The sequence below is a fragment of the Collinsella aerofaciens genome, assembly GCF_019131995.1.
GTDB classification, from domain to species: Bacteria; Actinomycetota; Coriobacteriia; order Coriobacteriales; family Coriobacteriaceae; genus Collinsella; species Collinsella aerofaciens_S.
This window is the reverse complement of sequence record NZ_JAHONA010000047.1, coordinates 1-9,402: the sequence shown is the minus strand read 5'-3', so window position 1 is coordinate 9,402 and position 9,402 is coordinate 1. Positions and strand designations below refer to the sequence as shown.

At 52.7% G+C, this 9,402-nt stretch carries 8 protein-coding genes and 1 tRNA gene; 2 read left to right on the top strand and 7 right to left on the bottom strand.

The window, feature by feature from the left end:
- Window positions 1–457: 457 nt before the first annotated feature.
- From KSY82_RS09915 to KSY82_RS09890, 6 genes are all read right to left on the bottom strand, one after another.
- Complete coding sequence (locus KSY82_RS09915; protein ID WP_217751093.1) at window positions 458–1,615, bottom strand: putative endonuclease domain-containing protein; 1,158 nt, start codon at window positions 1,613–1,615, stop codon at window positions 458–460.
- A 391-nt stretch (window positions 1,616–2,006) separates the two neighbouring features.
- A tRNA-Val gene (locus KSY82_RS09910) sits at window positions 2,007–2,081 on the bottom strand.
- 139 nt (window positions 2,082–2,220) lie between these two features.
- Window positions 2,221–3,009 (bottom strand): DUF3825 domain-containing protein, encoded by a 789-nt coding sequence (locus tag KSY82_RS09905; protein ID WP_217751092.1) that lies wholly within the window; start codon window positions 3,007–3,009, stop codon window positions 2,221–2,223.
- Between the two features lie 45 nt (window positions 3,010–3,054).
- Complete coding sequence (locus KSY82_RS09900) at window positions 3,055–3,570, bottom strand: type II toxin-antitoxin system death-on-curing family toxin (RefSeq protein ID WP_217752383.1); 516 nt, start codon at window positions 3,568–3,570, stop codon at window positions 3,055–3,057.
- A gap of 242 nt (window positions 3,571–3,812) precedes the next feature.
- Complete coding sequence (locus tag KSY82_RS09895) at window positions 3,813–4,490, bottom strand: RloB family protein (protein ID WP_217751090.1); 678 nt, start codon at window positions 4,488–4,490, stop codon at window positions 3,813–3,815.
- Entirely contained in the window at window positions 4,483–5,778 is a 1,296-nt protein-coding gene (locus tag KSY82_RS09890) for an AAA family ATPase (protein ID WP_217751089.1), read from the bottom strand. The genes KSY82_RS09895 and KSY82_RS09890 overlap by 8 nt, the downstream gene beginning before the upstream one ends.
- A 266-nt stretch (window positions 5,779–6,044) precedes the next feature.
- Between KSY82_RS09890 and KSY82_RS09885 the strand changes: the two genes are divergently transcribed.
- The gene (locus KSY82_RS09885) at window positions 6,045–6,386 is read left to right on the top strand and encodes a hypothetical protein (RefSeq protein WP_035138300.1); all 342 of its coding nucleotides are present in this window, start codon (window positions 6,045–6,047) and stop codon (window positions 6,384–6,386) included.
- A 154-nt stretch (window positions 6,387–6,540) separates the two neighbouring features.
- A complete protein-coding gene (locus KSY82_RS09880) occupies window positions 6,541–7,695 on the top strand; it encodes a hypothetical protein (RefSeq protein WP_217751088.1) in 1,155 nt (384 codons plus the stop codon).
- A gap of 339 nt (window positions 7,696–8,034) precedes the next feature.
- Here KSY82_RS09880 and KSY82_RS09875 read toward each other — a convergent pair whose 3' ends face one another.
- Window positions 8,035–9,135, bottom strand: coding sequence for a hypothetical protein (locus KSY82_RS09875; protein ID WP_217751087.1), 1,101 nt, complete (start codon window positions 9,133–9,135; stop codon window positions 8,035–8,037).
- Window positions 9,136–9,402: the final 267 nt, after the last annotated feature.

Sequence of the window (9,402 nt, the reverse complement as noted above, 5' to 3'; positions counted from 1 at the left end):
TCGCCTTCCATTTTCGCTCCCCTCGGTCTGCCGCCTGCCCCGCGCCCGGGCCTCCCAGACATTGCACTGACGGGAGCGCTACAATCAAGTTGCCTTGTCCGATTGTCCGCGCTCATGCTCCTATTAGGTCATGGCAGGACTCCGGGTCGCGGAAGCCGGGGCGAGACAGGTCGGATTTGAGGACGGCCGAAGAGGCGTCAGCAGGTCAGTGGGTCATCGTCCCGGCGTTCAGCATCAGGGTAGCGCTGCGACGCGGAAATCGCGCGCTGTTGACGCGCCCCCGCAGTGCCCGCTTCCCCCAAGGACAATTATCAGTGCAGGTAGACGGCCTGCGGTTTTCGCGAAATACGGGGTATGGTCTAGGGGCCGGGGTCAAACGTAGTAGATGGGCCGGTTTCGCGGCGGCGGCATCGCAGGCGGCCGACCGAGGGCGCCCGGAAGTGAGCAAGGCACCCGTCTAACGACCGATTTCCAGCCAGTTGCACAGCACGTTGGCTCGTAACTCCATTTCCTTTGTCTTTTGCGCCTTAGTTTTACACCTATAGCGCAATTCCAAGCGCGAGCAAAGACTTCGCACGATCGCATCAAGTTGCTCGGCATCGTTAAGCATGTCGTGCGTAACCAAGAAGACGTCATACCCCATACTTTGCAGCGCCGTCACGCGTTTGGCATCGTGGTCGAGCACGGCGCCTGATCCGTGGATAACCTCTCCCTGAATCTCCACGATGCCTGCCTTCATTATGGTTGGATTCACGATCACGATATCCCCGTAGCAGACTTTTTGCCCTGCAATGCTCTGCGCCGATGCAGTAAGCGGCGTAAGGTCGTTAACATAAACGTTTCGAAAGCCGGCACCGCCGCGAGATCGAGGAAGCGATAGCAATAAAATTCCTGCAACTTCAAGCGGAGAAGCTGCTATACCTGTCACCAGCTGCGCGGCGTTGTAAAACTTCGTACCCCACTTTCGTTTTTTCACCTTACTGGCGTACTCATGAAGCTCGTGTAATTCGATGAGCGGTTTCCTCATCCAGAGCGAAGTGCCCTTTAGCCTTGTGACCTCCTTCGTCTTCTTTTGTCCGTTGAGCCCCTTCGTATTTACCTGTTCTTTGACTTTTATACGCGCATAAACGCGTTTCCATTGTGGTTCGTCTTGGCTTTCATCGAGGTCAAAGAGGGATTCGGTGGTGGCGTCCTGTGCGGCGCCTTCAGCTTTGAGTAGTTCTGCTTCTGCTGCGGCGGTGGGCTCAAAGACTGAGAACCATCCGCAAAATTCGTACATGGCAAGGACAAGATCGGTTGGAGATACAAAACGCGCCATGGTAAATAGCGTCGCAAGTGGATTGGTAACCCTAAAGCTCATCGCGGTTTCCAGCGTGCTATCCACCCCCGAAGCATCATCACAGTGGATTGTTGTCCGTAATCCCGAATGGTAGTTAACGCCACCGGGCACTGTTGTGGTAATAATCGGGGTCTTGAGGATATCGGTTACGAAAGGGGCTTGGGCTAGGGCTCGCCAGCCGTCTTCTGGGCTTGGCAGTCGCGGGTAGAGGTTGCGCACTTGGGGCGGGCAGCGCCAGTAGCGGAATGCGGTGTTTGCGCAGACGATCTCGTCCATATGGGCCTCCCCTAGCTTTGGCTGCGTGCCGTTATGTTTGTAGGTAGACCGATTATCAATGGCGGCATCATGCCGGTAAGTACCGGAAGCTGACCAAATGCCGACAAATAGCTTGACGCATTTCGCCTAAAGATCGCCGTGTGGCACAAATCTGCTGGCAGGCGTTCTGGGGCCGTGGTCCCTATCTCCACATTTGTACGTGAATCCCATGGCAAATTCAATGAAAGAGCGCATGAGCTTTATACAAAACGCGCGATGGCGTCAGTTCAGGAGAGATCAGCTAGAAACGCGTTTAAAAATTTCGATTCGATTTTGGTGTCAGATTTGGTGTCAAGCTTGGTGTCAAAAAGAAAAAGGCCAGAGGCTTAACACCTCTGACCTGCACTTTAGATGGTGGGCGATACAAGATTCGAACTTGTGACCCCATCCGTGTGAAGGATATGCTCTACCCCTGAGCCAATCGCCCGTCGCCTTTCGGCAAAAGAGATACTAACATAGCCGTGCGTGGTTTACCAAGAACTTTTTGCTTCCGATTTAAAATTCGCGGGCGCAAACCGCGCCACAGTAATCAGGGCAGCCGACAAACCCCCCAGCTAAACCACCCTTTATCGCTTGATCCACGAGGTTTCGGGCCGGCAGATAAGTCGCGCGTTGTTGTAGGCCATGTCGAGCGTGAGGCAGGTGCGCGCGGCGTAGAAACCGTCCTCGCGTTGGATGGTCAGCGCCAGCTCGGGCTTGTCGCCGGTCAGGCACAGCGGTAGGAGTAGCTGGATCCGGCCGCCGTAGAACTGCGGCACCGCGAGCGTATAGTTGGCTGCGGCGCGGCGGGCGGCCTCGACGACGGCTCCCTCAAAGGCACGGCGCAGCAGCAGCGAGTTGCCCTCCCCCATCAGGCTGGCGGGAATGCGCGTAAGGTTTTCCTCGTCGCCCAGAATGTGGTCGATGTTGGAGCGGATGGGAAGGCGGTAGTCAAAGACCAGCTCGGAGGGGTCCTCGGCAAAGCGCACGCGGCACGGCAGGTACTCAAACGAGACCAGCATGGGGTCGCTCTCCTTAAAGAAGCCCTTCAAAAACCAGCGCTGACGCGCGTCGGGCTTGGTGTTGGGCTCAAACAGGCCGTAGATGGTCTCGTAGCGGCGCGTGTAAAGGCCGGTGTTGAATAGGCATCGGTCGTCGTCGAACACCAGCGGCAGGTTGGACGGTGCGGTCTGGTCCACGTCACGCTCGGTCAAGAACACCGCGCGGCTAAGCGAAAACGACAGGTAGTTTTTGAGGATGCGGTTGCCGGGACCCCAGTCCTCGGGGTCGGCGAGGTCGGCCAAGCGCTCGTAACAGGGCTCGGGGCAAAACGCAAAGTCGTATACATTGCTGCACAGGGTGTTGGGGATCTCCATGTGACGTCCAATCCATCTCATAGCTGGCGTGCGGATGCTTTGATTCTATACGTGCGAAGCGTCGTCGGAGATCACGATGCAATGGCACCTAAGCTCGTTGGCTAGATCGTCGAGCGTGCGGCGTCTAGCAACGAGGTCCTGGATCCAGGCGTAGTACTGGTTGTCTTTGGGTTCGGGGCTGTCGGACAGCACGACCGGAGTGCCGGCGAACCTTAGGACGGACAACGCAAAGACAAGGCTGGTTCGCTTGTTGCCGTCCTCGAAGATGTGGTCCTTGACCATGTGCTCGGCGACGTAGGCGACCTGGTCAAAGATGTCCGTGAAACGATCGGCTGGCGATTGGCCGAATATCGTGCAGAACGCGCCCGCAAGCACGGACTCGATGCGTCCGAGCTCGAGCATAGCCCTGTCGCCCGCGGCATCGGTCGTATAGCAGCGTCCGATTGTTAGCAGCGTATTGTGAAGGCGCATGACGGCGCCGGCCATGGCTTCGAGCGAACTGGCATCATCGAGCACGAGCGGCGGGAACGGACGAGCACTCTGCCGCGTAGCCGCCATCATGAGTTCTCCAAGAGCCTGAGCGCGTTGGGCATGCCCGTAATGGTTAACTCAACTGCATGGTCGATCGACGTAGAGTCGTCGAGCGAAATCGGTAATGTTGAATTCTTCTCGTCCGCTATTGAATGATTTTCTTGTGCAGCTCGACCAGCGCCGTCATCTAGCTGAACATAGCTCCAAAGCATTGCTACCTCGTTTACAACTTATTGAGTTAAATGCCTGCCCCCAACGCGGGATGAATCGCACTAGTTACCCGACCCAAATACGTCATCTACAAGATCAGGCAAGTCTGTCCATACTTGATAGGCGGTAAGGTTGTCCGGATTCATTTCTCTTGCACGACGTTTATTATCCGTATTGTGCTTTGCGGCATTGGTCAAAGCTTGGCCCTTGTTGCCGTCAATCATTTCGAGATTTACCGACTTGAACTTTGACGCGGAGGACCTGTTGGGGTCAGTAGATTTTAGAACGCCAAGGTCGCGCGCTCTTTTCTCACATTGTGGCGTCGATGCAAAAGTTTCCGGGCATGGTGAGACATGATCGATAAGCCATACTTCAAAGCATGGATTGGAGATCGCGAGCCTAACTCCTTTTGTCTTTGCTTCTCGTTCTGCTGCGGCTAGGTTTCTGAACTCATCGGAATCGACTACGATCCATGCGGAACTCAATGCTTCGATTTCACCTGCTTTAACGGCCTTTTTATCTGAATCGAGCTCTCGCGAAAGCTGCTTGGCTACCTTCAAAGGATCTCCGTCAATATGCCGATACCGTACGCTTCCACGAACGTCCATTTCATTAATAAGGAAGTTAAAGTATTCGGTTTCGGTCACCTTGCCATTGGACACAATTAGATGGCGCTTTCTTTTGGCTCTTGTTTGCTTTTTACGGCCGCGAGCAAGCCCTCTCCTTTCTGTCTTAGCCATTTATGTCAGCGCCTTCCTTCATGAGTCGGGCCACAAGTTGATGAAAACTTGGGTTGGGCAGCGGCACATAGACACCGTTTAAATAATTGCGCCCCAGATTCTCATTTGCGCGAGGGGAATACTCCATCGCAGCAATTAATTGCGAAGCACCTTCAGAGTCCTTTTCCACAAACCAGACCTGGTCACGTTCGAGCACCTCTTCCATGGGGCTGGTTCGCGTCATCAAGGTAACATCATGGGTCGAGAAGATTAACTGCGCGCCCTTTGGATTTGTGCCGGGGTCGGCAAACAGTGAGACGAAGTCGCGCAGGAGCGTAGGATGAAGGCTCGAATCAAGCTCGTCAATTACTGTTGTGGCCCCACTGCTTAAAGAACGTAAGGCTACCGAGAAAAACGCCAGCGCAGCTTTTGTGCCCTCCGATTCATGGGCGGAGCCCAGCCAAAAGCCATCTCCCGAGCCTTTATGGTGGAAGAACAGGTCATAAGCGAACGACAATTTAAAGTCTTCTGCAATTTTATTACGTGCCTCTTCCGGAATCTCATCGAGTCCAATGAGTGAGTCTTTTAAACCCATGACGCCTTCCGATTGACGGACATCTATGCCGTCAATTCCGATATCAGCATATTTAATGAGCTGAGATAGCATCTGAGCTCGAGCGTCATCGTTGATAAACAGCTTTTTTATGGTGGCGAGTTCTGCTAGATAATGCGTTGCATCATAGAGATTGATGTCATTGGCAAGAGCTGTGAATGCGGGTTGAATTACATCACTTCCAGCCGCCGCTGCGGCAGATAAGAACAAAGAATTATTGCGCGTGATATCCCAAAGTTGTTTTTTTGCACCTGTAAAGGTACTACCAAATTTAATTGACTGTTCCCCGTTTATCGAAGAGCGGTCATAGAGAAGGGACGGCTGTTTTGATCGATACACAGTGAGGTTCTCATATGTAACCTCATTTTTGTTCACACCAAATGAAAACTCATACTTTAAGTTGCTAGCGATAAAATCTATCGAGAATTCTGTGTCACTTGATCGCGATTCCGAGTCAAGTAAAAAGGGGGCGATGGGTATTTGAGAATTCGCATCGCCTGCCGCATAACCTGTACGAATAAAGTAAGAGACAAAGTAAAGAGCATTTAGGAAATTTGATTTGCCTGACGCGTTTGCGCCGTAAACCGCAGCCACTCGCACAGGCCCAAGTTCCTTTTTGCTCGAAATCGGTTCAAACGAGAACTGTTGAGCATCTCGAAAGCTCTGAAAGTTCTTAAATGAAAAATTGAGGATCATCTTCAGAGTCCTTTTCAAAAACAGTTGATTCACCGCAGACATTCTTTAATAACAAGGAAAATTATATTGTTTTAAAACCATTATTTGTTAGTTTCGAACAAATATCTACTTTAAATTGAGATTAAAACTAAAGGTTTCAGCAAGTCCGTACAACATAATGTCTGAAACTGATTTTCTACATTGCTTTCAAGAACAATTTTCAATGATGTCCGCACGCGGCTATAGATTTCTTTTGTCCATCAGGGCTGTAAAACGAAAGGGACAAAATGTTGTTTTGCAAGGACGGGTCCAGTTGGCTGGATGTTATAGATGATGCAGGCGTTCTGGTTCGCCGCCTAGAAATACTTGAGAACCTTCTCCGTAAGTGCACCTTCGATATGCCGAGAACAGAATGTAAGTTCGTGGATGATACCGCTGAGGGATATGACGGAAGCGAAATGTTGCTGTTTCTCGATGAGTCTTTATTGGAGCTAATTGAAGGCTATAGAACTCAGATTGAGAAATACAAAGTTGCATCTAAAAGAGGCCAGACCGACTTTGGAACCAGCACAAGCTTAGGAAGAAAGAAATCGAGGATCCCCGCTATTCAAATTGATAAAGCAGCATAATTAATTTGAATTTGGGTAGGGCTGAAAGGTAACACGGAGGTCATACCTTAACCCTGTTTGCCCTCGTCATTCATTCATTTGTGGCGAGGGTCTCGCACCTTCTATAAGAGCGCTAGTTGAATTATGTTTCACTTATAAGAGCGGAGGATCCGGCATGAGCAAGAACAAAAGCGACCAGAACGCGCATGAAGAGCAAGTGTTCAATGATGTTCTTAGGCTATCGATGGCCTCGGGTGGTTACAAGAAGAAAGCTGCCTTGAAGGTGGGTGGATCTATTAACGCAGGCAGCGAGTGCCCTGATATTGTTATTACCCGCGAAAATGGATCCATTGTTGGTTTGGAACATTTTAGAATCGACCATAACATCAAACATGGTCGAAACGCTCAATCAAAATCTGCTGAGCTCACATCGGCGATGAAGGCTGACTATGAAAAGCTGGTGCCAAGGCTTAAAGTCGACAGCGTATCGTCGGAGGAAATGGCGAGTTTAGCCGCAAACTATGTCTCGTTGGCAAAATATCATCAAAGCTGTGCATGCTGTGACGATCTGACGCGCTCTCTAGATGCCCGATTGTTTGGTGGAAAAACAGGTCATGCTCGCAAATTACCTAAATACCGCAATCACCTTACTGAACTTAGCGGTGATGATGGACGCATTGAATTGGGCTATTTAATTGAAATTCATTCAGATTTTCAGGGATTATTCATGCACGATGGAATAAGAGTGACCCGCCTCGACAGTGGACAATGCCCACTTTATGCGGAAATTTACGATCTCCTTTTCAAGGCATCTTGCGAGGTCGATTGGATCCTAATAGGTTTTTACCCATGCCTGACTGACCAGATTGCGAATGCCGCCATCATAGATTGTCGTAACAATATGTTTAAGGAGAGCTTCCGCAGGCAGCGTCTTAAAAGAACGGAATATTTAGGTCTAGGTAAATCGGAACCCTTTCTCAAACAAAGCAGAGCCGGAGAAACAGAAATTGAGCTTTGCGCAGATAAGGTAAATATCACAATCGAAAACCCCGCTGAAGGGATTTGCCCTGAGCTTCTATTTGGCACCGCGATCATTGATGCTGCAAGAGCATTAAATCTTGATAGAAGCGGTGAACCGTATACAGCAACGATTTCTGTTCAATTGATTTACGAACTCGTGCGGATGAGGAGCAAGGGGATTCGAGGCATTGTGACAATTTACGATGTTATGCGGCTGCTTTTAGAAATTGAGTGGGCTGTATTAAAACAAGAGATTGACAGTTTTGGCGTACGGTACAACATTTCCGAAACACCAGACTTTTGCTTATAGACAATCCGGGGTGTCACTAAGAAACCAGCTCATACAGCTCACCAATGAGTCCGGTTTAATATTTGCCCGCTTTAGCACCGTCGAATATTGCGAAGCAACTCTGATGGTTTTTCGCTTGGGCACCAAGGTCGACAAAGACCCCGGTGCCCCTTCGTTGCCTTCAGTCCAAACTGCGACATTATTGAATGCTTGTATCATTCATGTGGACCTGGGTCGCATGTCACGATTCAGCCCATGGTCGCGTCCGTATGGCCCCGCCTTCGATTATTGGGTGCCAATAAACAAACAAGCATATAGTTATACCTTGTGGATGTCCCTTTCTTCTAAATGGCAGCTATCTCAACAACGACATGCGGTAGCTAGAAACACTATACCAAGAAGGAAAAGCGTCACGGAAGTTGCGATCCAGTTGTTGTCGGCAGTCTTGGGGAGTGTCGCTGCGGTCACGTTGGTGGCTTTAGGCTTGGACGGCGTAGGCACCGTGGTCTTGGTCACCGTCGTCTTGGTCGTTATGTTTGTCTTGGGCGACGTAGCCGCAGGCTTCATTGCGGCAACCGTCGTTGGCTCCGTACCGGGTTGCTCTGCAGCGGGACCGACGCCACCATCAGGCGCGCCCGTCCCGCTGCCCGGCACATCGGACCCATCGTTCTCCCCCGCCGGAGGCATGGCGACATCGGGCTCAACCATCACATGCGGTGCCACGACTCCTGCAGCATCCACAACGCCACTAGTACCAAAGGTCCCGCCAGCAGGCGTCACGAACCGCGCGGACACGAGCGACCCACCCGTGCAAGCAACGCCGCCATCGGCACCGGCCGCGTCGAGCCACGAGGCGTCGACCGAAAGCCCGCACCCGGCCGAGCCGTCGCCAGCGTCCTGCAGGTACAAACCGTAAGCGTACACGCCGGCGGCGGGCTCGGCACCGAAGGCGACGACGCGCCCGCCGCCGCGCACGGCCATGTCGCCGGCGATCACGCCGGCCACGGCCTCGTCCGTGACGTCGGCCCCTTCCGCCCGGGCATCGACGGCGCAGCCGTCCACCACGAGCGCCCGCGAGACGTGGATCGCGCACTGCGAGCCCGATGCCGCCAGGGACCCGGTGCCGCGAAGCGTCAGGCTGCCCCACACCTCCATGCCGCACTGCGTGATGTCCGCATCGGGCGCATTCGACTCCGTCACCGAGTTTTGCCCGGCGAGCGTCACGACCAGGTCGCCGTCGGCGGCGGTGGCGTCGCCCGCGTAGCCGTCAAGCTCCAGATGGCCGGCATCGGTCCAGGCCCAGCTGGGGCCCGACACGCCCGGCTCGCAGTACGTCGCGCCTGCGATAAACAGGCTCTCCGCGCCCGCGGCACAAGAAGGCCCGCCCAGCAAAACGCATAGGCAGGCCATGGCAGCGATTGCGATGTGATGACGGCCGGTGTGGGACTCGGCGGCAAACATAGCCGCTCCGATCTTCGCAGGAGCCAATAGAATATGCACCAGAAAAATGCCCTGGTAGCAGCACCTATTAGTTTAGCGAGATCGATGCGGGAGCAAAGAGAAATCGCGTGGGCAATGTCCACAATTAGGTGTAAATCGTTTTGCCAGCCGGTGAAAGGGAGAATCAGCTTCCGAATTCGCCCTTCACGTTTCTGATGATGTTGTTTGATAAAGGTTGATTTCCGATCCCAGCCGAACACATTAGGCGGATAGCCCGTTCCCGCAGCT

What these genes read in the sequence shown, in the direction of transcription:
- KSY82_RS09915 (WP_217751093.1), bottom strand. Translation starts at nt 1,615, where the DNA reads ATGGACGAGATCGTCTGCGCAAACACCGCATTCCGCTACTGGCGCTGC.
- KSY82_RS09890 (WP_217751089.1), bottom strand. Translation starts at nt 5,778, where the DNA reads ATGATCCTCAATTTTTCATTTAAGAACTTTCAGAGCTTTCGAGATGCT.
- KSY82_RS09880 (WP_217751088.1), top strand. Translation starts at nt 6,541, where the DNA reads ATGAGCAAGAACAAAAGCGACCAGAACGCGCATGAAGAGCAAGTGTTC.
- KSY82_RS09895 (WP_217751090.1), bottom strand. Translation starts at nt 4,490, where the DNA reads ATGGCTAAGACAGAAAGGAGAGGGCTTGCTCGCGGCCGTAAAAAGCAA.
- KSY82_RS09905 (WP_217751092.1), bottom strand. Translation starts at nt 3,009, where the DNA reads ATGGAGATCCCCAACACCCTGTGCAGCAATGTATACGACTTTGCGTTT.
- KSY82_RS09900 (WP_217752383.1), bottom strand. Translation starts at nt 3,570, where the DNA reads ATGATGGCGGCTACGCGGCAGAGTGCTCGTCCGTTCCCGCCGCTCGTG.
- KSY82_RS09885 (WP_035138300.1), top strand. Translation starts at nt 6,045, where the DNA reads ATGTTGTTTTGCAAGGACGGGTCCAGTTGGCTGGATGTTATAGATGAT.
- KSY82_RS09875 (WP_217751087.1), bottom strand. Translation starts at nt 9,135, where the DNA reads ATGTTTGCCGCCGAGTCCCACACCGGCCGTCATCACATCGCAATCGCT.